The 24,692-nt window shown below is 38.8% G+C and carries 24 protein-coding genes and 3 tRNA genes; 18 read left to right on the forward strand and 9 right to left on the reverse strand.

The window, feature by feature from the left end:
* Positions 1-5 precede the first annotated feature (5 nt).
* Complete coding sequence (locus tag P0Y49_09565; GenBank protein ID WEK21388.1) at positions 6-1,466, forward strand: acetylxylan esterase; 1,461 nt, start codon at positions 6-8, stop codon at positions 1,464-1,466.
* A gap of 116 nt (positions 1,467-1,582) precedes the next feature.
* Here P0Y49_09565 and P0Y49_09570 read toward each other — a convergent pair whose 3' ends face one another.
* The 3 genes from P0Y49_09570 to P0Y49_09580 all read right to left on the reverse strand — a co-directional run bounded on the left by P0Y49_09570 (position 1,583) and on the right by P0Y49_09580 (position 7,315).
* Entirely contained in the window at positions 1,583-2,392 is an 810-nt protein-coding gene (locus tag P0Y49_09570; protein ID WEK21389.1) for a DUF4397 domain-containing protein, read from the reverse strand.
* Positions 2,393-2,557: 165 nt separating this feature from the next.
* Positions 2,558-4,186, reverse strand: coding sequence for a SusD/RagB family nutrient-binding outer membrane lipoprotein (locus P0Y49_09575; protein ID WEK21390.1), 1,629 nt, complete (start codon positions 4,184-4,186; stop codon positions 2,558-2,560).
* Between the two features lie 12 nt (positions 4,187-4,198).
* Positions 4,199-7,315 carry a SusC/RagA family TonB-linked outer membrane protein gene (locus P0Y49_09580; GenBank protein WEK21391.1) on the reverse strand — a complete coding sequence of 1,039 codons (3,117 nt, stop codon included), beginning with the start codon at positions 7,313-7,315 and terminating at the stop codon, positions 4,199-4,201.
* A gap of 224 nt (positions 7,316-7,539) precedes the next feature.
* Between P0Y49_09580 and P0Y49_09585 the strand changes: the two genes are divergently transcribed.
* A complete protein-coding gene (locus P0Y49_09585) occupies positions 7,540-8,286 on the forward strand; it encodes a DeoR/GlpR family DNA-binding transcription regulator (GenBank protein WEK21392.1) in 747 nt (248 codons plus the stop codon).
* Positions 8,287-8,329: 43 nt separating this feature from the next.
* Here P0Y49_09585 and P0Y49_09590 read toward each other — a convergent pair whose 3' ends face one another.
* Positions 8,330-9,703 (reverse strand): NAD-dependent succinate-semialdehyde dehydrogenase, encoded by a 1,374-nt coding sequence (locus tag P0Y49_09590; GenBank protein ID WEK21393.1) that lies wholly within the window; start codon positions 9,701-9,703, stop codon positions 8,330-8,332.
* 138 nt (positions 9,704-9,841) lie between these two features.
* Complete coding sequence (locus P0Y49_09595; GenBank protein WEK21394.1) at positions 9,842-10,384, reverse strand: SRPBCC family protein; 543 nt, start codon at positions 10,382-10,384, stop codon at positions 9,842-9,844.
* 172 nt (positions 10,385-10,556) lie between these two features.
* Between P0Y49_09595 and P0Y49_09600 the strand changes: the two genes are divergently transcribed.
* From P0Y49_09600 to P0Y49_09640, 9 genes are all read left to right on the forward strand, one after another.
* A complete protein-coding gene (locus tag P0Y49_09600) occupies positions 10,557-11,540 on the forward strand; it encodes an LCP family protein (GenBank protein ID WEK21395.1) in 984 nt (327 codons plus the stop codon).
* A gap of 93 nt (positions 11,541-11,633) precedes the next feature.
* Positions 11,634-13,136: a succinate CoA transferase gene (locus P0Y49_09605; protein WEK21396.1), complete on the forward strand. Its 1,503-nt coding sequence runs from the start codon at positions 11,634-11,636 to the stop codon at positions 13,134-13,136.
* Between the two features lie 24 nt (positions 13,137-13,160).
* Positions 13,161-13,595, forward strand: coding sequence for a tail fiber domain-containing protein (locus tag P0Y49_09610; GenBank protein ID WEK21397.1), 435 nt, complete (start codon positions 13,161-13,163; stop codon positions 13,593-13,595).
* A 69-nt stretch (positions 13,596-13,664) separates the two neighbouring features.
* On the forward strand, positions 13,665-13,958 hold the full coding sequence (locus tag P0Y49_09615; protein ID WEK21398.1) for a SelT/SelW/SelH family protein: 294 nt from the start codon (positions 13,665-13,667) through the stop codon (positions 13,956-13,958).
* A gap of 208 nt (positions 13,959-14,166) precedes the next feature.
* Positions 14,167-14,242: transfer RNA gene (locus P0Y49_09620), tRNA-Lys, on the forward strand.
* A gap of 133 nt (positions 14,243-14,375) precedes the next feature.
* Positions 14,376-15,515, forward strand: a complete 1,140-nt coding sequence (locus tag P0Y49_09625) for a helix-turn-helix domain-containing protein (GenBank protein ID WEK21399.1) — start codon at positions 14,376-14,378, stop codon at positions 15,513-15,515.
* A gap of 152 nt (positions 15,516-15,667) precedes the next feature.
* Complete coding sequence (locus P0Y49_09630) at positions 15,668-16,726, forward strand: serine hydrolase (protein ID WEK21400.1); 1,059 nt, start codon at positions 15,668-15,670, stop codon at positions 16,724-16,726.
* A 154-nt stretch (positions 16,727-16,880) separates the two neighbouring features.
* Positions 16,881-17,144 carry a hypothetical protein gene (locus tag P0Y49_09635; protein ID WEK21401.1) on the forward strand — a complete coding sequence of 88 codons (264 nt, stop codon included), beginning with the start codon at positions 16,881-16,883 and terminating at the stop codon, positions 17,142-17,144.
* Positions 17,145-17,316: 172 nt separating this feature from the next.
* Positions 17,317-17,392: transfer RNA gene (locus P0Y49_09640), tRNA-Lys, on the forward strand.
* Between the two features lie 165 nt (positions 17,393-17,557).
* On the opposite strand, the gene P0Y49_09645 is transcribed toward P0Y49_09640, so the two are convergent.
* Positions 17,558-18,052, reverse strand: a complete 495-nt coding sequence (locus P0Y49_09645; GenBank protein ID WEK21784.1) for a transposase — start codon at positions 18,050-18,052, stop codon at positions 17,558-17,560.
* 354 nt (positions 18,053-18,406) lie between these two features.
* On the opposite strand from P0Y49_09645, the gene P0Y49_09650 reads away from it, so the two are divergent.
* Entirely contained in the window at positions 18,407-18,742 is a 336-nt protein-coding gene (locus tag P0Y49_09650) for a hypothetical protein (protein ID WEK21402.1), read from the forward strand.
* Positions 18,743-19,196: 454 nt separating this feature from the next.
* Here the strand turns inward: P0Y49_09650 and P0Y49_09655 are convergent, their stop codons facing one another.
* Together P0Y49_09655 and P0Y49_09660 are read right to left on the reverse strand one after the other, a co-directional pair.
* Positions 19,197-19,748 (reverse strand): hypothetical protein, encoded by a 552-nt coding sequence (locus P0Y49_09655; GenBank protein WEK21403.1) that lies wholly within the window; start codon positions 19,746-19,748, stop codon positions 19,197-19,199.
* A gap of 25 nt (positions 19,749-19,773) precedes the next feature.
* Complete coding sequence (locus P0Y49_09660) at positions 19,774-20,982, reverse strand: hypothetical protein (GenBank protein WEK21404.1); 1,209 nt, start codon at positions 20,980-20,982, stop codon at positions 19,774-19,776.
* A 42-nt stretch (positions 20,983-21,024) separates the two neighbouring features.
* Between P0Y49_09660 and P0Y49_09665 the strand changes: the two genes are divergently transcribed.
* The 5 genes from P0Y49_09665 to P0Y49_09685 all read left to right on the forward strand — a co-directional run bounded on the left by P0Y49_09665 (position 21,025) and on the right by P0Y49_09685 (position 23,428).
* Entirely contained in the window at positions 21,025-21,303 is a 279-nt protein-coding gene (locus tag P0Y49_09665; GenBank protein ID WEK21405.1) for a transposase, read from the forward strand.
* Complete coding sequence (locus tag P0Y49_09670; protein ID WEK21406.1) at positions 21,300-22,151, forward strand: IS3 family transposase; 852 nt, start codon at positions 21,300-21,302, stop codon at positions 22,149-22,151. Before P0Y49_09665 ends, P0Y49_09670 begins: the two co-directional genes overlap by 4 nt.
* A gap of 202 nt (positions 22,152-22,353) precedes the next feature.
* The gene (locus P0Y49_09675; GenBank protein WEK21407.1) at positions 22,354-22,827 is read left to right on the forward strand and encodes a VOC family protein; all 474 of its coding nucleotides are present in this window, start codon (positions 22,354-22,356) and stop codon (positions 22,825-22,827) included.
* 4 nt (positions 22,828-22,831) lie between these two features.
* Positions 22,832-23,212: a hypothetical protein gene (locus tag P0Y49_09680; protein WEK21408.1), complete on the forward strand. Its 381-nt coding sequence runs from the start codon at positions 22,832-22,834 to the stop codon at positions 23,210-23,212.
* 140 nt (positions 23,213-23,352) lie between these two features.
* A tRNA-Lys gene (locus P0Y49_09685) sits at positions 23,353-23,428 on the forward strand.
* A 117-nt stretch (positions 23,429-23,545) separates the two neighbouring features.
* Here the strand turns inward: P0Y49_09685 and P0Y49_09690 are convergent.
* Complete coding sequence (locus P0Y49_09690; protein ID WEK21409.1) at positions 23,546-23,791, reverse strand: tyrosine-type recombinase/integrase; 246 nt, start codon at positions 23,789-23,791, stop codon at positions 23,546-23,548.
* On the opposite strand from P0Y49_09690, the gene P0Y49_09695 reads away from it, so the two are divergent.
* Positions 23,791-24,462, forward strand: a complete 672-nt coding sequence (locus P0Y49_09695; protein ID WEK21410.1) for a hypothetical protein — start codon at positions 23,791-23,793, stop codon at positions 24,460-24,462. The genes P0Y49_09690 and P0Y49_09695 overlap by 1 nt on opposite strands.
* Positions 24,463-24,692 lie beyond the last annotated feature (230 nt).

Below are 24,692 nucleotides of genomic sequence, written 5' to 3' on the forward strand. Positions count from 1 at the left end.
TACAAATGATAAAAAATATAATTACCATAGCGCTATTTTGTTGCACTGCAAGTAGCTTGTATGCCCAGCAAACTGCAGAAGAGCGCTCTGCACAGGAATCCAGGGAGGTGTTTAAAAAACCACTTGAAACGGTTCTAAAAGATATTGAAAAGCAATATCATGTTACTTTAGAATTTGAACCGAAGGTTGTAAAAGGTAAAGTAGTTAACTATGCAGATTGGCGATTACGTACAGATCTAAGTGCCACACTTGATAATGTACTCAAGCCATTGGATCTGGTGTGGAAAGAGAAAAATAAGGATACTTATGAAATTACCAGTTTTGAATATTTCAGGAAAGAGTTTTCAGAAGGGTCAAAGCGTTTGGAAGAATTGCTTAAACTTTATCCTGATGTAAAAGCCTGGGAAGCACGTAAGCAAGAAGTGAAAAGCTGTATGCTCAAAGCTATGGGAATTAATCTTTCCGCAAAACGGAATGCACTGAACCCTGTATACAGAAACAAAAGAAAAATGGATGGCTATACTGCCGAAAACGTAGCATTTGAAAGTATCCCCGGATATTTTGTATGTGGTACGCTTTATCGTCCCATTAGCGGTGGGCAGCATCCTGTAATACTTAGTCCACACGGTCATTTTTATAATAAAGTAGATAAGTTTATCCAGGATGAACGTGGCAGATACCGCCCTGATATGCAATACCGTTGTGGTACGCTAGCCAGGATGGGCGCAATTGTCTTTGATTATGATATGTATTCCTATGGTGAATCCGTCCAGCAGAGTGGTAGTTACAATTTCCATAAAACTGGATTTGCATTGGCTATTCAAACCTGGAACAGTATCAGAGCACTTGATTTTTTACTCAGTTTACCTGACGCGGATGTAAAACGAGTTGGTGTAACTGGTGCTTCCGGCGGAGGTACACAAACTTTTTTAATTGCTGCATTAGACAACCGTATTACAGCCAGTTGTCCGGTAGTGATGGTATCATCCAGTTTTTATGGAGGATGCAACTGCGAGAGCGGCTTGCCTATACATACTTGTGGCAGAACCAACAATGCTGAAATTGCAGCTATGGCTGCACCAAGGCCACAACTTGTAATTTCCGATGGAAATGACTGGACGCAAACTGTTCCAACCATAGAATTCCCTTACCTGAAAAAAGTATATGGTTTGTACAATGCACAAGAGAAAGTAGTAAACACACACTTGCCCGATGATCACCATGATTATGGATTTACCAAACGCGTGCCTATGTATCATTTCTTTGCCAAAGAATTTGGCCTAAATATTAAAGCCGTAAGCGACAAAAATGGAGCTATTGATGAGTCAAAAATCACTATTGAGAACAGTGAAACTCAACATGTATTCAATAACAATTTTCCAATGCCCGCTTATGCATTAAAAAGTCATGAGTCCATTGTGTTGGCATTTGAAAAACTGCAAAAGGGGGCTGTTGCGCCCTGGTAATAATGGGGCTGAGCATGATAAAAAGAAAGAGGATGTTGATCTTTTTAATAATGATACATCCTCTTTCAGTAAGCATATTCAACTCGTATTATCTTTTATTGTTTTGGTACCAATCTTTACCTGACAAGGAAGAACGAGATATACGGCTTTTGTGCCGGTGTTGCTTTTCCACTATATCCGCAAGCAAAAGCAGTAAATACCCGCTGATTAGCAACTACGCTGGTGCTTGAATAACTAGCCAATACAGTGGCGGCCGTTTTTGGAGCACCGGCAATGCGTATTTTCCAGGTTTTTAATACCCCGGCTTTTAAGGTGAAAGAGTCGCTCATTTGCAGATAATTAACATTGCCCATCACTAATGAATCGGTACTTTGATCGGCAGCGGTTGCGCTGGTAGCACCATAATACAAATCTATAGATGACACATTAGGCATCAGATTAATAAATTTATAACGCACTACCGAGCTATCGGGCAGGGTAAGATCTTGCTGTGTTAAAACATTTTTAGTTGTAGCAGCGGTATCTGTAATATGCAGATTGTAGTTTTTACCAGCCTCTGCCTGGAAAGCTGTGCTGTATAATACAACAGAATCAAGCCCATTATCAATTTTGTGCGGCTGTATCACCGAAAAGTTTACCGTTCCGGAATTGATGATGAGCAGATTTGAGTTGTTGGCACCTCCGGTATTATACCCCCCCCCTGGGAAGGGGGTGCGCCCAGTGAGCAGGTTACTTACGCGCTGGCCATTTATTTTAAAAAAAACAGACCGGTTATCTGCATAAGCGGATACATAATTGACTTTTAGCAGTGCCTGGTCGGCAGAAAGTTTTTCAACGGCACCATAATCCAGTACAACTTTTCCGCAGCCAATTATGGTAAGTGCCAAAGCAAGGGTACAAACTAATGTAATTGATATCTTTTTCATCAGCATAAATTCGTTTTTAAGAGTGATGAAGCTATCATGTGCAACCAAAACTTATTCATTTTTTCACAAGTTTCTATTTTGCTTTTGTGTTCAAGAACCCGCAAGCTTGGTTTGTGTATTGCTGCACATGATGGTTTCATTTTGATTTTTTTAACATTAAAACAATTACGGTTGACTAAACCAGGTTTCCTGAGTCATATAGGTTGGTGTTAAACCGCCCCATTTGATTAACTCGGCAGAGTTCCATACATATTCAGAATTATAGCGCGGCCTAAAACGGTAGGCATATTTGCCTGCGTTAACACCTGCCAGTCCACCAAGGGTAGCTAATTGATAATAAGTTCTGAAAACGGCAGGACTGTAATGGTACTTCCTTAAATCGCACCAGGTTTCTAAACCGGCCCAGCCCCATTGTGCAATATATTTTTGGCCCATAATGTCGGCAATGTTAAGGTCGCCGGCGGTTTGTGCCACTTCCGAAGATATCATGTATGCGTTAATTTCAGGTGCAGAGATAACTGGATCAGGAGTTGCAGAGGCGCGGCCGTACAGGTTGAAAAAATCCATGTGTCCACGTATGCCGTTTACATAAGCAGTATAGGCATCGCCTTTATTACCCTGTATAAATTTGGCCTCGGCTTTAGCGAACTGTAACTGGCTATAGGTCATTAGCGGGTATCGGGCCCTGTCGGTGAAAATATATCTGCCCGGATAGGTGGTACCTCCTGCAGGTATGGCACCATACACTGCCGGTACCGTATTGGTAGTGCTGCCCTTTGTTGGCGTGATAGCAATATAAGATATTACCGGCGGTGTTGCAGTGCTTACCAGTGGGAGTAGTAGGCGGCTTAAGCGGGGATCAATAGATGACGAAGAGTTAGGCACTGCCGTACCTCTTACACCGCCTGTTAAGTAGTTTAAAATAGTGGTAGTTGGGCGGCCATAATACCAGCCGTTGCTGCTAGTGGTCATATATGCTTTTGACGGGCCGAGTGGATTCGCATCAACGTTGGTTGTAGCGGCAAAATATACAGTTGCACTTTCTGATTCGTTAGCAAAGGAAAGATCGACAAATTTAGATACGCTATCTGCATATTGAGTTTTAAACTCAGCCTTGTTTGTTAAATGGCTGTATTGCAATGCCAATAATGCGTAAACAAATTTTCGCCATTTGGTCATATCGCCTTTGTATATGCCGTCTCCTGTAAGTCCTTGCAGTTGAGTTGTATAGTTGAGTGGACTTTTCATTTTTGCGTATTTAAGCGATAAGTAGCACCACTCTCTTACCCTATTATAAACATCAGGCTGATCCTGATAATGAAAAGTTAACTGATTAGGTGTAAAGGCCTCATCCAAAATTATTGGCCCGTAAAGGTCGGTACACATTTGGAACGACCAAGCTTTAATAGCATAACCTATTGCCACATATTCGTATTTCTGATTGGTTATCCCATCATCAATCATGTGTTGCAGGTTAAGGCCTAAATCGGCGTAGTTCATCCGCCATATTACACCGCCCACATCGCTGTTGGAAGGGTAGGTAGATGTATGCTGCTCCCAAACCAATGATGAGTTATCAGTAGATGTACCGCCCATATTTTGGGTTACCTTCCAAATTTGCTGGTAATCCTGTGCAGTTCCATTGGTCATTTGAAATTCAATGGGGGGTAAAAGAAATTCCGCTTTTACAGACTGAGGTACTGCTGGATTGGAATTGATATCGAGATACTTATTGCAACTTGTGGTAACAAGTAATGCAACTATTGTTGCTGTTGTTTTATATAAATTCTTCATTTTTGTTTGCTCTTATAATCTAACTCTTAAACCTAAGTTAAACGCGATGGGCTTACCTACGTTACCATAATCAATGCCGTAGCCGCCAATACCGCCTGATGTCGCAGTGGTTGCATTACTTTCCGGATCGGTACCAGAGTAGTTGCTGAACAAGAAAGCATCGGTTACGGTAAAGTATATGCCTAAAGTTTGTATCCAGCCAATGCGGCTAATGATTGTCCGGGGAAAATCATAATTTAAGGTAATATCACGCAGCCTTAAAGCTTTAATGTTGTGCTCGATAAACATCTCTGGCGATACGTTGGTGCTGTAGAACAAAGAGTTTGAATAAGGTGTAACCGCTATGGTATTTGGAGTTGGATGATTTGTATTTTCTTGCCCGTCTTTAAGTACGCCGGTAACTATCCGCGGGGTTTCCCTATCAAGGGTTTTTACGCTGATACCTTTGGTATAGGCTTCATATTCGGTACCGTTAACTACATCGCCGCCATAACGCAAATCCCAAAGGAATGAAAGGGTGAAGCTTTTGTAAGTTAACTGGTTTTGCCAGCCTAGGGTGAATTTCGGGGTTCTGTCTCCAATTGGGTAGAAAGTACCGTCAGATACAGCCGGTAGGCCAGATGAAGGATCAATCAGGATTTGGCCGTTCTTGTTGCGGTCAAAACGGGTACCGGTAAGGTTACCTGTACTGTAACCCGGGGCCACCGCGCTTCGTATGTTTCCAATTACCCATGTATCAGAATCATATAACTCAGGGAATTGGTTGGCGATTGAAAGCACTGTACCTCTGTTGCGTGCAAAGTTGAAGGTGGTATTCCAGTTAAAATCTTTTGATCTAACAGGCTGCCCTTTAAGTTGAATTTCCATACCTCTGTTTTGTACCGTACCACCGTTTAGCAGTTCAAGTACATAACCTGTACCATAGCTTAATCTTGGGTTGATGATCTGGTTTACACTGCGTAGATTATAAAAGTCAAAATCAATACCAATACGGTTTTTTAAGAATTGTAGTTCGATACCTGCTTCAAAGTTTTTTGATGTTTCAGGTTTCAAACTTGCATTACCACCGTAGTAGGATAAGGCATAACCGCCACCGGTGGTAGCTGCCCCCGCATAGTTAGTACCTAAGGCATATACTCTCCATGGATCTTTACCGGTAAGCGCGTAAGAAGCACGAAGTTTACCATATTCCAACCATGGTAATGCGTTCTTTACACTTTCCAGATCGGTAAAATTAAAGGCCAAACTGGCTGAAGGGTAAGCGTAATATGGATGATTAGGAGGTTTAACACCAGTAATGGCATCAAAGCTGGTTGCCAACCTCGAACTGCCATCTATACGGCCCGATAACGTAAGGTAAATTAAGGATTTATAACCCAATACCGCCTGTGCAAAAGCACCTACCGTACGGTAGCGGTTAACATACAGCAATGGGTGTAAGGTTACGGCCGTATTGTTAATGCTATAGAAATTGGGATCATACAGGTGGGTGCCTAACTGTGAGGTGGTGCTTTGGTTAAAATCATTAAAGGTGGCGCCAACAATAAAGGTACCATTAAACTGACCAAAATTTTGTTTGGTTGTAGCAGTTAATGATCCGTTAAATATTTTGGCAAAATCTTGGTATTGTGAGATTTGACCTCCTGTTGGATTGGTTGCCGAGCCTGAACCTTTATAAGATTGCCCGTTATAAACCTGTATACCGTTGGTAGTAGCAATATCAGCTCCAATAATGGCGTTAACTGATAACCATTTTGCCGGAGTAAACAGGAAATTGGTGTTAGCCAATATACGGCTGGTTTTATCCTGGTTAGGGTCTTTGTTAACATCCCATAGTGGGTTATCAAACTCGCTATAAATACTGGCTAAGTGTAAAATGCGGTTTCCATTTGCATCCTGGTAATCTTTAATATTAAATGCTGAGCTAAATCGCAATAGCTCCATCAGCTCACCATTTGGACCTTTGTTTACTTTGTTGTTTATAGAGTTAATATAGTTGAAAGTTGTGGTAAGCTTTAACATTGGCCATATTTCGGCCGTACCGGTTAAGCGCGATGAAAACCTGGTATAGGTTGTTGTTGGCACGGTCCCCTTGGTATCGCTATACTCATTTGACCAGCGATAGGTAAATTTATCACTGCCACCTTCAAAAGAAAGATTATGCTTTTGGGCGAAGCCGTTTTGATAAAAAGCGCGGATATTATCATATATATGTGTGCCAGCTACAAACCGCGGCCCTTCAAAATTTGAAGTGCCTGCACTAAATACACCATTTGTGCCTGAGTTATAAACCTGTTGTATTTCAGGGAATTTGTTTAAATGTTCAACCCTGAATGAGTTGTTATAGGTAACCGTACTCTTGCCGCTTTTGCCTTTTTTGGTAGTAATTAATATGGCACCGCTGGCACCTGCGCTCCCATAAAGGGCGGTAGCTTCCGGACCTTTCATAATGGTATAGGTCTCAATATCATTAGGGTTGATATCCATTGCACGGTTGGAATAATCCTGATTCTGATTTGCCCCGCCTGCAGCCAACTGATTGGTTTGGTTTAGCGTGGTGTTGTTAATGGGCACACCATCTACTACAATCAAGGCGTTGTTGTCACCACTAATGGACACAAAGCCCCGTAGTACAATTTGTGCTGAAGCACCCGGGCTACCATTTGTGCTGTTAACAGACAAGCCTGGCACACGGCCTTGTAAGCCGCCAAAAAAGTCTTCGCGTTGTGTTTGAGATACTTCATCACCCTTAACTGTAGGGGTAGAGTAGCCAAGGCTTTTCTTATCTCTTGCAATGTTATAGGATGTAATTACCACTTCGCTTAGTTTGCTGGCATCAGTAGCTAGCTTTAAAGAAATAGATGTGCGCGTGCCTACAGTTATTTCCTGGGTAACCATACTAATGTAGCTAAACACCAGTGTTTGGGTGGGGGTAGCTTTAATGGTATAGATACCATTAGAATTTGTTACCGCAATGGTGCTTGTACCTTTAACTTTTACAGTTACACCCGGCAATGGTTCACCATCTTCGGCGGATGTTACTTTTCCTGTAATGGTCAGACCCTGCGCAAAAGTTTGCAAGGTGAGGCCAGATAACAACAGGAAAAAAAAGAGTAAACTTTTTTTCATACGTGAATTGTTTTGGCTAGTTTTAAGTTTTTTTGTTTGCGTGCTCTTTTAATAATATAACTCTGTATAATTTTACTAAATCATGCAAAAAAACGCATAGTTATGAAGCACTTATTAAAGTTATGTAAAAAAAAAAATAATTTTTGCATGTTTTATCTAATTTAATTTTACAATACTGCATAAACAAGCAATTTCATCCTGTCAAAAAAAAATAAACCTTCAAAATGCTTAAAAAAGAACGCCATTGGCACATTATTAAACAACTAAACCTGCATAATAAAGTACTGTCGTCTGATTTGGCGATTGAGTTGAATATATCGGAGGATACCATCAGGCGTGATTTGAACGAGTTGGATGAATCCGGCCAGATTGTAAAGGTGCACGGCGGAGCCTTATCAAAATCATACCATTATCCGTTTCAGCAAAACCATGTTTATGCAGCTGATGCTAAAAAGGAGATTGCTCGTAAGGCAATTGGCTTAATTAAAGACGGCATGGTGGTACTAACTGGCGGTGGTACTACCATTATTGAAATGGTACGAATGCTGCCGCTTGATCTTTCCTGCACCATATTTACCATCAGTCCACCAGTAGCGTTGCAACTGGCCGATCATCATTTAATAAAGGTAGTATTAATAGGTGGCGAGTTTTCAAAAGACTCGCAAGTGTGTACAGGTGGGGAGGTTATAAGTTATTTAAACGAAATGAAGTTTGATTTGTGCTTTTTAGGTACCAACGGTATTTCTGTAGCTGATGGTGTTACCGACTCTGACCTGGATATCGTATATGTTAAAAGGGCGATGATAAAAGCATCTAAAAAGCTGATTATTACCTGTATTTCCGAAAAGCTTAATTCCGTACAGCGTTACCGGGTATGCATGCTGCAGCAAATCAGCAGCCTCATAACCGACCTTGACCCTACAGATGATTTGCTACAGGCTTATGCCAACCAAAGTCTGCAGCTATTTTAGTATCTGCAATCTTATTGCTTGGTGGAAAACATTAAAGGAAATTTTATTTTACATAAACCGTTTTAATATTTACAAATTCGTGGATTCCAAATGATCCCAGTTCACGACCATATCCCGACTGATTGATGCCTCCAAAAGGTAACCGCGGGTCGGACTTTACCAATGAATTTACAAAGCAAGACCCTGCCTGTAACCTTGTTCTGGCAATTTCTTCTCCAAGCGAACCATCTTTAGTAAACACAGCAGCACCCAAACCAAATGAAGTGTCATTTGCCAGTGCAATCGCATCATCCGTATCTCGGGCAGTTAAAATAGCTGCTACCGGACCAAACATTTCTTCACTATAAACAGGCATCCCTTTTTTTATGCCTGTTAATATAGTTGGTTCATAAAAAGCATGATTGTTCTTAAATGTAGGAATCTGACCACCAAGTATGCATTTAGCACCCATTTCTATATTCTTTAATACTTGTTGATGAAGTTGATCACGCAAATCTGCTCTGGCCATTGGGCCCAGATCATTTTCAGTATCCAAAGGGTTACCCAATTTTCTCTGCTTCATCTTTTCCATAAAAAGCTTAGTAAACTCTTTTTCAATTTCCTTTACCACAATAAACCTTTTTGCAGCAATACAGCTTTGACCATTGTTGATCAATCTGCTGCTCACGCAAATGGTAGCAGCCTCTTCCAGGTCAGCATCAGCCAAAACAATATATGGATCGCTACCACCAAGTTCCAGTACTGTTTTTTTCAATAGCGCAGCAGCCTGTGCAGCAACCTTCATTCCGGCTTCAGTGCTGCCGGTCAAAGTAACTGCTTTTACATTAGGATGGGCAATAGCCTGACCTACACCTTTACTCCCGATCATCAGTGTTTGAAACATGTGATTCGGGAATCCAGCATCCTTTACAAGCTTTTCTATAGCCAGGGCACAGCCTGGAACATTTGATGCGTGTTTAAGCAATCCACAATTACCAGCCATCAAAGCAGGAGCGAGGAATCTAAAAACTTGCCAGAATGGAAAGTTCCAGGGCATAATGGCAAGCAGAACACCTATTGGCTGAAAGCTGACATAACTTTTCGAAGCCTCAGTAGCTATCAGTTGATCTTTAAGGAAATTAACGCCATGCTCTGCGTAATATTTGCAGACACCGGCACATTTGTCTATCTCACCAGCACCATCCTTTATCGGTTTTCCCATTTCCAGTGCCATCAGGTTTGCCAGGTTTGCCCTTTCTTTATACAGTTGATCAGCAAGGTTATTTAACAAGGTTAAACGCTCGTGAAAACTAGTTTCACGCCATTTTAACCAGGCATTGTGCGTTTGTTCGATTTTATGAATAACCGTACTTTCGGCATCCTCATTATAAGACTTAATGAGCTCGCCAGTAGTTGGATTAACAGATTGTATTTTCATAGTAAGGATGTTAAATTTATTAGTTGCGGCCAAAAATTGCAGCAGCAATTATAATAACACCAATTTCCTGATTTTTGTGTAGATATTCTTTAATAATAAAATGAAAATGGCCGGTATTTACCGGCCATTTTCATTTTATTATTGTTTCTCTAGTGTAGTTTTTAATGTATCTAAACCACCTTGCAGATCTTTACCCAACATACTTTCCATATCCATAAAAAGGAGCATAAGGTTCATTGGGTAACCCATTCTGCCTTTAAAACCCCATTTTACCTTTGTTTGGTTTTCTCCCAGTGACTGAGTGGTCATATATGCATCATCCTCAGAATTAAAAGGTTCTTTAAAGCGCAGTTTCATATCAATTCTGTCGCCTTCAGTTATATTGGTAATCTCTTGCTCACCTTTACCTACATTTTTATTCGTGCTCTCCCAGGTCGATATAAAACCAACAGTACCGTCAGTCCCACTGTAAGTCTTTTTTGCAGCCGGATCAATACGGTTCCAGACACTATACTGGTCCTGATTTTTAATGTGTTTAATGTAATCAAACACTTCAGTTACAGGCTTGTTGATGGTGACTTCGCGCTCAACAGCGTAATCCTTTTTCACAAAAAGTGCAACGACTAATGCCAGAATTATAATCCCAACAATTAAAAATAATAGTCCTTTTAAAATTTTCATAATATTATAGTTTGGTTTTAATGAACAGTTTCAGACACATTAATAATGTTTGCCTATGTAAAGATGATTAATTTTTAGGTAAATTTCCAAATGCATTTAACGGGTGTTTAAAAACAACGGCAGGAATATTGCAGATTGTTTTTACAACTTAAACCGTTAACACAATTTTTAAATGATGAAGAAACAATGGTTGGGCTTTATCCTTATGGTATTGTCGTATCATGTAAAAGCACAAGATACCTCCGCGGCAACCGCTGCACCTATAACCAATAAGCCCGTTGCTGTTCAGTTGAATAGAACGCCAGAAGCATTAGGAATATCACAAAAAACAATGGATAGGGTAAAAGCATTGCCCAATGCACCGGTTAACATAGCCCTTTTTGCAGTCGATAGGCGTACGGAAGACGATCGTGCAAACTCAGATGTAATTATGGTGATTTCTATTGATCAGCAAACCGGAAAAATAAAAATGTCGTCAATTATGCGGGATACCTATGTGAATATTGAAGGACATGGCATGGATAAAATCAATGCGGCATATGCCTTTGGTGGACCACAGCTTGCTATAAAAACCATCAACCAAAACTTTGATCTGGATATTAAAGATTATATGAATGTTGATTTTTATAGCGCGGCAAAAATTGTCGATGCACTTGGTGGAGTAAATGTAAATGTAAAAGAGCCCGAGCTTTCATACCTGAACAATTACCTGGACGAACTGGCTATCTATGAAAAAATACCAGTTATACATGTAAATACTGCAGGTTTTCAGAGACTAAGTGGGAGGCAGGCAGTGGCCTATACAAGGATCAGGGGAGTGGGTAATGGCGATTATGAAAGAACTGAAAGACAAAGGTCTGTATTGGTTGCATTGTTCAGTAAATTGAAAAGTTCGGGACAAGAAGTCTTTCCTGTTTTTGCCTCGCAGGTTTTACCCAATCTGGAAACAAGTATGGCTAATTTCACCCTCATGAAGTTTGCCGGCAGCATTTTAAACTCACAAAATAAAGTCATTGATCAGGCAAGGTTTCCACTGGATGGGCAAAGTGCGGGGAAAAGGATCAACAATATATGGTATCTGACCACTGATTTAAAAACCACTACAAATTCCATTCATAATTTTATTTATAAAAGTGTAAAGCCGACTGGCAAGTGATCGACTTTGGTGGCTTAAAATGATAATTATTTGGCATATTGTGATAACTTTATCATAAATAATGCAGGTAGTTTTGATCATTAAACCAAAGGTATGTACGCGAATAGAATATTGAGAGCCGAACTTGCAGATAAGATTATTACTTCTGAACAAGCCGCAGCTTTATTTAAAGATAAGATGGTGGTGGCCTCGAGTGGCTTTACAAAGGCAGGAGACAGCAAAGCGGTTTTAATAGCATTAGCAGAGCGTGCTAAAACAGATCCTTTAAAAATTACGCTTATGACCGGTGCTTCATTGGGGCAGGGTACAGATGGCGCATTGGCGGCTGCAAATGCGCTTTCGCTACGCTTACCTTTTCAGGTTGACCCCATATTAAGGAAGGCCATCAATACGGGCGAGATCTTATTTATAGATCAACACCTTGGCGAAACGGCAAATTTATTAAAGGCTAATAATTTCCCTAAAATAGATATTGCCATACTCGAAGCTGCGCTGATCGAAGCAGATGGTAGTATTGTACCTACAACATCTGTAGGAAATTCGGCTTCATTTGCGGCATTGGCAGATCAAATTATCATTGAGGTGAATACTACTATACCATTTTCTGTCTGTGGTTTACATGATATATTTTCTACCGGATCTTACCCGAGGAGGCCTGTTATTCCAATAGTTTCTGCAGATACTCGTATTGGTCGCACCACGATTCCAATAGATCCAGCCAAAATTGCAGGTATTGTAATCACCTCTAAAACGGATAGTCCTGCCGAGATTGCTCCACCCGATGAAGCCACAAAGGCAATTGCAAAGCATCTGGTGTCTTTCTTCAGTAGAGAAGTAGAAGCCGGACACCTTAGCAAATCCTTACTTCCCTTACAGGCAGGTATAGGTAAAGTAGCCAATGCAGTACTGCATGGTTTCATGGATGGAGATTTCGAAAACCTGACCATGTATTCAGAAGTGTTACAGGATAGTACTTTTGATCTGTTGGATTCAGGGAAAATGACCTTTGCTTCAGGTTCTTCAATCACCGTTTCTGAAGCTTATTACGATAAAATATTTAGTGATTTTGATCGATATAAAGATAAAGTAATTTTGCGACCTCAGGACATTAGCAATGCTGCAGAGGTAATCAGACGTCTGGGCGTAATTACCATTAACACGGCGCTGGAATGCGACTTATATGGCAATGTAAATTCTACTCATGTGGCGGGCATAAACATGATGAATGGAATAGGGGGCTCGGGAGATTTTGCAAGGAATGCATATTTAAGTGTTTTTGTAACAACTTCTTCAGCAAAAGCCGAAACCATTTCCTGTATTGTTCCGATGGTTTCGCATGTAGACCATACAGAGCATGATGTAGATATCATTGTTACAGAACAAGGTTTAGCCGATTTGCGTGGACTGGCACCGCGGCAACGGGCGAGCGTAATTATCGAAAATTGTGTACATCCCGCTTATAAAGCAGGATTGACTGATTATTTTGAGAGGGCCTGCGAGCGTGGTGGACAAACACCACATGTTTTGGAAGAGGCACTTAGCTGGCATAGCAAGCTAAGAGAAACCGGAACCATGAAAAATACCTGGCTCCAATAAGTATTTACACCATAATTTAATCTTATGAATAATCTAATCTTTAAAGGTGTTTTAATTGGCCTTTTATTAAGCGCAAGCAGTTTAACTGTAAGTGCTCAAAAAATTGATGAGCAGGAGCTTAAAGTTAACATAGGCAAAATTTCCAATTCAACGCAACAGCTAAAGAATTTGGAGCCTGTTACCTTCAAATATGACGTCAATAAATACCAGTATCTTAAACTTCCTGCCGGAGAACAGTACGGGTTTATGGCTAGTAATGTGCAGTCTGAATTTCCGGCGATGGTGTATGAGGTTTCAAGTGTTTACGCATCTGGCAAGAACAACAGTAAAATCGCTAAATATAGCACTGTACAGACAGAGAATCTGATCCCTGTACTGGTAGCCGCAATTAAAGAGCAGCAAGCAGAAATAGAGCTTTTAAAGAATGAAGTAAAGCTGCTGCAAACTAAAATTAAATAAGAGTTATCAAAGAATTTAAGATCTGATTATATATTAGGGACTTGTGATGATATTGCTTATTTTTCGTGAATGAAGACATTGAAACCCACCATAACTATTGAGTATTGTCCAAAATGTGGATGGATGCTTAGGGCGGCCTACATGGCGCAAGAGTTGTTGAGTACCTTTACTGATGAGCTTGGGGGCGTATTGTTGAAGCCTGCGGAAGTAGGAGGGGCGTACATTATAAGTATTAATGATGTTGTCGTATTTGACAGGAAGGAGAAAGCGCGTTTTCCGGAGATAAAGGAATTGAAACAATTGGTACGTGATGTAGTGAGTCCGGAGAAGAATCTTGGTCATTCTGATAGGGAGATCAATTAAACAGGCAAGAGATTGCTCCTGATTTTTCAGAAATTAACAGCTTTTAGGCTTCAAATTAGCCGATAAAAATAACTAATTATAAATAATCTGGCTTAAAACCAGCGTAGTATATGCTTTCTCAATTAATTATTTGCACAATATCTATCGTAACCCTATATTTGCATCACTTTAAAAGGAAACGATTAGAGTAAACGTTCAAAAGAAAAATGATTCCGTAGCTCAGCTGGTAGAGCATTACACTTTTAATGTAGTGGTCCTGGGTTCGAATCCCAGCGGGATCACCAGATTCATCATCAAAAAGTAAAACCCCTTTAAACAATTGTTTGAAGGGGTTTTACTTTGCGGTAAGCCGCAGGAAATTACCAACAACACAAAAACAAGCTTAATGGGAATTAGCAATGAATAAAAGCATAATGAATGGATAAAATTAATTTATTAATTGCTGTAGCATTAATAGTAATGTTCATTTCATTATTTCTATCATGCTTCCTGCTGACGGTTAAAACAGAGCATAAGTTAAGTAATCGTCTTTTTGCTTTTTTTTTAGTTTTAACTGCTATTGATGTTAGTGGGAATTTCTTCGACTTTTTAAACGTAGGTCTATCAAATATTGGGATGTTTAGAAACTTATTAATTTTCTTACAGCTCCCAGCTTTTTATTTATATGTTTTATCTGTCTGCTATTCTGATTTTAAGCTAAGATCCAGACATTTAATTCATATTATTCCTTTTCTAATAGCAAATTTAGTTTTGCTGCCTCGTTTTTATGCTGTCGACCTCGCTTCTAAAATTAATTTTCTTGAAAAAAGTAGCAGTAGGTTAGAAATACAGTTTAATCATATTCTTTTACATGTCCAAATTGTGTTTTATATCATTGCTGCTTTTATGATATTGAGGAAATCAAAAAGAATATATCTTGAAAATTATGCAGGGGCAAGTATAGCATCACTGAATTGGTTATTTCAGTTTACGGTGGCACTATCATTCTTCTATTTTATAGCGTTAGTAAAAAACATCTTTAAATTTACTGAGTATCCTAACATTTCTGAATGGTTAAAAATCGGACTGCTCTTATTTGAGCTGCTCATCATTAGTTGGTACATGTTTAAAGCATTAAATCATCCAGATCTCTTTAGAAATATTGACTCAAAATTAAAACTTGTAAAGGATCTCATTTCTGAAGAAGGAAAAAGTGAGCCAGCTATTGCAAATGAAAGCGAGTTTAATGCGGAGTTTTTGAAATTAAGGAATTACATGATAGAAAAGAAGCCATTTCTTAATCCTTCCCTGACCATCAAAGATATTTCTAATGACCTTGAAATTCCTGTGCGAGACCTGTCTCTTTTGATTAATCATAAACTAGAGCAGCATTTTTATGATTTTGTAAATACCTATCGTATAGAAAGTGCTATGGATATTTTAAAAGATGTTACAAAAAGTAAGGTGACAATTCTTGAAATTTTATATGAAGTGGGCTTTAATTCAAAATCTTCCTTTAATAGCGCTTTTAAAAAACACACAGGAACCACCCCGACAGATTACCGTAAGGCTCTGTAGAATAAAGCTTTGCAATTATTCGTACTTCTTGTTTTAAATACTCGTACTCATTTTCTCCAACAAATGCGTACGAGTATTTTTATTCGGTCGCAAGGGCCTAATTTCTTCCGCAAATTTGTATCGAAATAATTTTTAACATAAAACACGATACAATGAAAACTTCATTAAAATTTTTAATAGTACTGTTATTCGTAAGTAACTTATCTTTTGGTCAAGACTTCTTTAAAAAGATTGATTCATTAATAAAAGTGAATTATCAAAATAATCCGGATATAGGTATAAGCGTTGGTTTTATTCATAATAATAAACAGAATTATACTTCCTATGGTACGTTAAATAAAGAAAGTCAAATAAATATTGATAGAAATTCCATATTTGAAATTGCATCGATTACTAAAATTTTAACTTCAAATCTAATTGCACAAGCTGTTATTGATAAAAAAGTGAAATTGGATGATTACATCGATACTTACCTTCCACAAGAGTATACATTACATAAAAACCTTATTAATAAAATAAAAATATCTGATCTGGCATCTCATCAATCTGGGTTACCCGATTTAGATTTTGGAAAGTTTATAAAATTAAATGCACAACAGCCATTAAAGAGTGTAACACAAAAGACATTAACCGATATTATAAACAATTGCAGTGAATTGATTGACTATGGACGATATCGCTATTCTACAATTGGATATACATTACTTGGTCAGATATTAGAAAACCTATATGGAAAGAGTTACAATGAAATTATTGGAGAAAAAATAATAAGCCCTTTGCAAATGACCAATACTTTAACTAAGGAATTTAATATTAAAAACATTACTACAGGCTATAACCCAAATGGCGGTGTTCAGGAATTTTTCGACTGGAATATTACAGCGCCTGCTGGATTAGTGAAATCTAATGCTTCTGATATGATTATATTTTTAAAAGCGGTATTAAATAAAGAAAATACAATAGGCAAAGCTGCAATAATAACCGAAAATATCTTCTATAAAGATGAAAATAGAGAGATGGGATTGGGCACGAACGTCGTAACGGATGATAAAAATACAATTTATTTGAAATCAGGCGATTCTATGGGGCAATCTTCAATTATATGTTATAACAGAGCTAAAAATTGGGGGATTATTTTACTTCTGAACCATAGAAACTCGAAAATGAGACAAAACTTATTGAATAAAATTTATGAGACGGTCTTGAAATAAACAATTAAGGCTAAATTAAAAAAGCCAGTATGCAGCTGAGCTGCAAGCTTCCTATGTAGTTGCAATAATGGAAGTAATATCATTAAATTTGCCGTCCAAAGGAACAAATGATACGGAGGACCCGGAATACTTTAAACAATCACGCAAAACATAAATGGAAGAGAACGATTTTGTATCTATCTGGCTGGAAGAGAGTGGAAATCCAGCTATAGGGGAATTAACGCGGCTAAATCTGGAGGTTGCCGGTAAAACTGCAAAAACCTTAGCCGATAAAGGTCTTTCAGAAAATGACCTTGCTATTTCGCTGGACATCAATCCAGACGAAATAAAAAGATGGCTGAAGGGCAGTCATTCATTCAGCATAAAAATAATAAAAGAAATCTCGGCTACTGTGGCAGATTATTCTGCAAAACCATAATTAATCTGCTAGTTGCGATGTAATTTCAAGAATCATGATATATATCAGTATTTTTTTTTGCTATAAATCAATCTTTTAGCGTGAAAATTTGCCTTAAGTTGAAATTAAATCTTTACTAAGGTTTGAAATTCATATAAATTTTATACTTTTGCACTCCTTCAAACAAAGGAATGATTCCGTAGCTCAGCTGGTAGAGCATTACACTTTTAATGTAGTGGTCCTGGGTTCGAATCCCAGCGGGATCACCAGAATAGAATTAAAGCCTTGAAAATCAACAGATTGCAAGGCTTTTTTGTTTTTACAGTCAATATCACTGTCAATTATTACGGATCAAGTGGCTGTTGCACAACATTGTATTAAGAAATCATTTATTTTTATGAAAAAGATAGATTTTAGGTAGTTTGATTTCAGCTTCAGTTATAGCTTTTTATATTAGTTCGGTATATCGGGTATACCATTTGATTAAGTGATAACAATGTGATCCAGCTTTTTTCCAGATTCTTTTCAAGTACTTGTGCTTGATTTAAGATTTTTCGGGAGCCATATTTTAACATTTTTTTGAGGTTATAGACTGTTGCGGCTACAGCCAGGCATTTATTTACGCCGACTAGTTTCTTGCATCCAACCTTTTTCATACCTAGGTAAGTCACTAATGTTCCAATCACTGGTTCAACTGTACTTTGGCGCTTTTTCATCAATATCTTTGCCTTTCGCGTCTGCATTCGGTCATAATAATGTTTACCCACGATCTCATTATTAACTCCGCCATTGACCGTCATGACCGGACATTCGTTCTTCATACTGCATTCCCTGCACACCAGTTTACTTAGTTTGTATACATGTTTATGTCCTGTAGCAGTGGGGGGGGGGCTGTAAGTCAATGAACCACCTCTGGGGCAGATGTACAAATTTTCGTTGGCGTGATAGGTAAAGCCTTCTCGTTGATAGATGAATTTATGGTTATTGGGGATATAGCCGATCAATCCCTGATCCTCAATCGCCTTTAGTGCCGGTAGACTGCTATAGCCGGCATCAGCTACGACCTCCTGTACCTGTAATCCGTTCTCCTTCAGGGTTTCTGTTAATTTAGGAAGCAGCTCAGGAAGACACTGTTGGTCTCGCTTGCCCGCTCTGAAGTCATGAGCGGATTCCTTGTCCTGTTGGGATAGCTCTGCACTGCTCGACCATACTGTCTAATAAGGCGTTCGGCTTGATGTAAACACTGTCAACAGCCTGTCGCCGACCATACCTTTATCGATACATTGCTTAAGAACCCGTTTGAACAGTTTCATGAGCACCTCTTGCCCATACAAATTGTCGGGTTCTACTCAAAGTACTATGCCAAGAAAGTTGCTCTCAAGGTCGTAGCCTATAAAATAAAGAATATCCATTCGCATTGCCGCCATATTGATGATCCGACGGTCGCTGTTGAGATTTTCCAAATAACCAGCAAGCATGAGCTTCATGAATACTACAGGATCAATACTCTTTTGCCCTTCCTGACCATAATACTTCTTGGTGAGGTTGTAGAGGAAGCTAAAATCAAGCTGCTCTTTAAGATGGCGGTACACATTATCGACAGGGATCTGATCAGATAATTAGAAATTGATGAATAATTTTTCTTGATATATTTTTTTGCCTTGCGTGATGCAATGTCTTGATAATAAGGTGGATATAAAAATATATTGCAAGATAATTAGTTGTGCAACAGCCACTTGATCCCTTATTTTATCTTTTTAAGAATTACAGTAGACGGCATCTGTTCGGAAGTGTCTACCAGCAGATGCTGTGAGCCGGAAAAGTGGAATGCAAAAGCAGGGAAAGTGATCGGCACAAAGAGGATGTTAAAACCCTTAATGCCTATCTGGATAGCATAAAAGCAAAGGTTTTTGCAGCGCATACCCTACTCAGTATAGACGGAGCCCAAATAACTGCTGATAGTGTTAAAGGTAACCTTATTACGCCTAAGTTTAAAAAATAGCCAATTTGAAGCAAAAAAAAACGGCAACCGAAATACCACTTTCAGTTGCCGTTTATGACTTACTATAAGGTTTAAAACCGTAAACTAACGCCTATTGAAATGGAGCTCAGGTTATCCTTTATACTTCCAGGAGCATCTACAAAATCGTAACTTACCCTTTGGTACCTATAACCAAGTTCAGGACTAATCGAGGTTCTTGTTTTTATAGGTATTTTCCAGCCCAATCCACCCTCAGCCATTAGCCCACCACCAGTATGAGAGGTTACACTAAATGAATAACCCGTGCCTCCAAATAAATAGGGAGTAGATTTACCATTGGTTAGATCGTAATTAGCTTGTATGTAAACCGGGATTGTCGTAACAGTCGGATTTACATAAGCAGCAATACCCACGCCAACACCCAGCGCCAGCTTAGGTGTAACATAGTACCCGTTGACACTGGATATTTCTGTACCCCTTTGTTTAAAAGCAGCTCCTTGCTGGTCTTTTAAGCCGGGAAGAAATCCGACTTTAGTTTTGTTAAAATAACCTTTCCTATTCACATCCTGTGCGCTTACGTTACTTTGAAGGCATACTATTGACAAGGTGAACAGTATCATAAATTTCCAGTTTTTATTACTCATATCTTTCATTAATTTATCAGCATATTTAATCACCTACAATGATTCTCGCGCCTTTCCAAACATTGTTGTATTTAGCTATTCCAAAAACAGAAGCTCTGCTGATGGTGAATTTTAAAGGTGCATATCCTAAAGTTGGAGGACCGTCAAAACCCCAGCTCGCTTTAACACCAATAGACCAATCAAAGACTTTTGACAAGCTTTCGGTATTGTAGCCGATAATCTCATCTCTATCCTGAACAATACTAATACTCCTCTTTCCAAAATCCGCCCAAACTTTATAAGCGTAATTAACTGTTCTTTCCGATTTCGGCTTAAGTCCTGATACTGTAGGCAACATCTCGTGTATTTTCTTTATACCTTTTTGAAGCGCTTCATTTCTGTCAAAGGTAAAAGGATATCCCAGAAGATCAACTTCTACATAATCTTTTGTTACTTTCGGCAAATCTAATTTGGTAAAGCGTTGAGGAGTAGTTGAAATTGGCGCAGATGGTGCACTTGGTAACGAGCCAATGTAATACTCCATAGCATCCCATCCCATTCTGAGTTCAGACGCATTCGTCCCAGACCATCCGATCCAGTTTTTTTTCTGCATTTTTACTGAAACGCCTATTGATGAATATACTCCCCATGACATATTATAAAAATTAACCCTAACTCTTCTTTTAGATTCAAAGTTTTCGGTATGTATTTCCTCTCTTCCAAATATAGACTCAAATAGTTTTCCAAGCCATGTTTTTCCTCCATATTTTATGGTGGGTAAGTTGTCATAAATCCAAGCGTCTGCGTCAGGTCTATACTGCCAAGTTGCCGAATATGTAACCGGATAGTCTTGTACCTGTAGGACATTCTCAATTTGGTTCACTGAAGCCTCATAAGTATCTATAAGTGTGACACCTTCTTCAATTTGATAGACATTGTCACTTATTCTGTTTTGATAAAATGGATCATCTACCAGTACTTGATCTTCCTCATAAGGGATAGCATTTAGCCTTTGTATGAATCCGGTGTAAGCAGGTTGCTCAATCATAAATGTTCCGTAAGGTGTAACTTTATATATAGTATTCTCAACCATTACCTCTAGGTTTTCATTTAAAACTGCCGCAAAATTTTCATCGGGAATGAGTTGCTCAATCTGTTCTTTATAAGCATCTACCACTTCCATTTCCTGGGGTGAAGACTGTACTAAACTTACTTTTGAAAGATTTGAGGTGAAGCTATTTATAATACTCCCCAAATATTGGACAGCTGATTAAATTCATAAATTTAACAGTTGAAAATGAAAAAAGAGCGTAGAAAATTCAGTTCTGTTTTCAAGACCAAAGTGGTGCTTGAAGCAATTAAGGAAAGTAGTACCATGCAAGAACTTGCGTCCAAATACAGTCTCCATCCCACACAGATCACCGCGTGGAAGCGTGAATTTCTTGAGAAAGCCGATACGGTGTTTGGTTCAGAGAAACCAGATGAAAAGGAAGAATCTAAAGAGAAGGAACTGTACTCCAAGATTGGCGAACTTCAGATCCAGGTTGATTTCCTAAAAAAAGTCTTGGGGAAATGAGTATGATTGAAAGGCGTAGCCTTATTTCCCCGGAGCACCAGGCGCTGAGTATTGCCAGTCAGTGCAAGCTACTGAACTTGCAGCGCAGCTGCTATTATTTCAAGCCTAAAGGCGAGTCGCTGTTCAACCAGTCGATAATGAATTTGATTGACCGTAAGTTTCTTGACTGCCCGTTTTACGGCGTGGACCGGATGACTGCGTATCTTAACAAAGATTTGGGATGTCATGTGAATAACAAGCGTATACGTCGTCTTTATCGTGTGATGAACCTGCGGACAATTTATCCTAAAAAGAACCTGAGCAAGGCTAATGCGGCACACCATAAATATCCATATTTGCTGAAAGGCTTGAAAATAGATCGGCCGGGCCAGGTTTGGCAGGCTGATATCACTTATATTCCCATGTTCAGAGGCTTCATGTATATGTTTGCCATTATTGATGTGTACAGCCGAAAGATTGTCGGATGGAGCATTTCAAATACCATGACCGTAGAATGGTGCAGAGATGTACTGCTTGAAACCATTGAAGAACATGGTACACCTGGTATATTTAATACGGATCAAGGCTCACAGTTCACCAGTCCGATCTTCACTAAAGCGCTTAAAGACAGTGATGTAAGTATATCTATGGATGGCAAGGGAAGAGCCTTGGATAATGTGTTCATTGAGCGATTCTGGAGATCTTTGAAACAGGAGTATATTTATCTTAACCCACCTAACGGTGGTATGGAATTATTCCAGGGTATAAAACGGTATGTGGAATTTTATAACAATGAACGAAGGCATCGGTCAATGGACGATCTTACGCCAAATGAGGTATTCTATCAAAATAATAAAAAAGTGTCCTAAATAATCTTAAGTTTGACCTATAGCTGTCCAGCAAACCGGGAGTACTTCACAATACCTAATCCAGCTACCGATTATGACCTTATGTATCAACACAGCTTTGAAGACCTCGATGGCCACCATTGTGAATTTGTGTGGATGGATCCTAAATAAAAATCAGATGTAATGAAAACACAACATATCTTAAATTTAAGGATAAAAAATTATGGCAAATAACAAATTAATAAGAATGGACAATGTCGGCATTGTTGTAGAATCGCTCGACAACGCCATCCCTTTCTTTATTGAGTTAGGCCTAAAGCTTGAGGGGCGGGCCACTATTGAGGGTGAATGGGCTGGTCGTGTTACGGGACTGGGTGATCAGTGTGTAGAAATTGCCATGATGGTTACCCCTTATGGCCACAGTCGTCTGGAGCTTTCGCAATTTCTCAGCCCAGCTATAGTTTCAGACCATCGTGCAGCCCCCGTGAACACACTGGGTTATTTACGCGTCATGTTTACCGTCGAAGACATTGACGAGATGGTATCCCGGCTCAGTAAACATGGCGCCCAACTCGTTGGTGAAGTTGTTCAATATCAAGACTCATATCGGCTGTGCTATATTCGCGGGACAGAAGGGATTCTGATTGGTCTGGCAGAACAACTCGGCAATAAATACGAGGCCGATTACTATTCCTAATTCTATGACGATACTTGAAGGAAGGGTTCATTGGGCGTACAATTACGAATTAGAGAACAAAAAGAAATGGGTAAAGTATATTAGTGGCTTGTTCTCTTTCGTTTCACCTTTACATCAACATACCGGCTATGCTGTTTTAACAGATAGAATACTTTATGTATGTGGAGATAAAAATGTAACAATAGAGCTTCAGTCCATAGAAGAGGTGTATCTAGGTTTTGATGAAATTTTCCCCGCTTCTTCTGCGAAAAATTTTGGTCTCTTCTGGCAGCCATTGCGTATCAGATTTGGGGGCAACCAAGTAATATATGCAGTGATGGATTATAATGGAATTAATTCAAGTAATCAGTTATGGTTTGATTCACTGAAGAGCATGCTTGATTAACGTATTATTTATAGACAAAAAAATCAATCTATAAATCAATCGTTTAATGGAAATATCTGCGTTAAGTTGAAATTAAGTCTTTATTAAGGTTTGAAATACGCATAAATTTTATACTTTTGCACTCCCTTAAACAAGGGAATGATTCCGTAGCTCAGCTGGTAGAGCATTACACTTTTAATGTAGTGGTCCTGGGTTCGAATCCCAGCGGGATCACCAGAGTAAAATTAAACCTCTGTAAGTCAAACACTTACAGAGGTTTGACTGTTTTTACAGTCAATATTACTGTCAGTTTAAAACTAAATATAACCCAACATAAACTATTTCCAAGGATAATCAAAGAAAATCCAATGGACTAGGAGTCCGCTTCTTATCAATATCAGTGATGGGCGTAGAAATCGTAGTTGTTTTTATATTTTCATGACCAAGTAGTTCTTGTACAATTCGGATAGCAATACCGGATTGAATTAAATGTGTAACATAAGAATGCCGTAGTGTGTGTACGCTACCTTCAGTTAGCGAAACTTTTTGTACATTAGTTTCGTAAAAACAATTGTTGGCAGTTATATAAACAGAACGCAATGGTATTTAATAAAGAAAAGTACAAAGTTTATACTTGGAAAAATTGGATGATGCTACATTGGATTTTGAATCCAGGTTTAGCAATTAATGAACTTATTTTAGGGCAACGAGTACCTAAAGTCAGCTTGGAAGATAAAACGATTGACAAACCAAGAATTGAAAGAACGCTTGTACCTTGTCCTCATTGTGAAACACTTCACGATGGTAGAATTTGGTCGACAGAAAACGGAACAGCATTTAAAAATTGGTTTGGACTTTATTGTAAAAATTGTGGAAACACAATTCCTTGTTTGACTAACGGATTAAGTTTTTTGATTCTTCTCATAACATTTCCGATTTGGGGTTGGTTTAGAAAAAGTTTAAGAGCAAAATGGTTGGAAAAACAACCGAAAAGATACGAGAATATTGACATCGAGCGTATTCCAAACCCTTTTGATAAAAAAAGTTGGATTCGGACAGGATTAAGTTGGGGAGCTTTTATGTTTTTGATTATGTCAATAGGTTTTCCATATTTTGACGGACAAGAAATAACGTGGTGGACATTATTATTAGGACTTGTTATTTGGACAATTGGTGGACTCGGATTCGGATACACAATGAAATTATTTATGAACAAGACTATTAGTAAAAAAGAAGAAAATACAGCTGCCAACAGCGTGTATGAGAAATAGTGGGTTCAGTGCTATTAATAAAAGTCAGTGCCAAACTGAAAGTGAGGTGCTTTTAAATCAGCTACTTCTCATACACGCAAACCGTTAGGCATTATTTTCTTCCTTATTATTTGTTGTTGGCGGAATTTATATGTTTATGAATGCTGAAAACTTTACAGGTTACAGAGCAAGAAGTCTACTTTTTATAAAAACAATTGGAATTGCTTCAGTTTTGTTTTTCGGATTAGGAA

Source organism: Candidatus Pedobacter colombiensis, from assembly GCA_029202485.1.
Taxonomy (GTDB): domain Bacteria; phylum Bacteroidota; class Bacteroidia; order Sphingobacteriales; family Sphingobacteriaceae; genus Pedobacter; species Pedobacter colombiensis.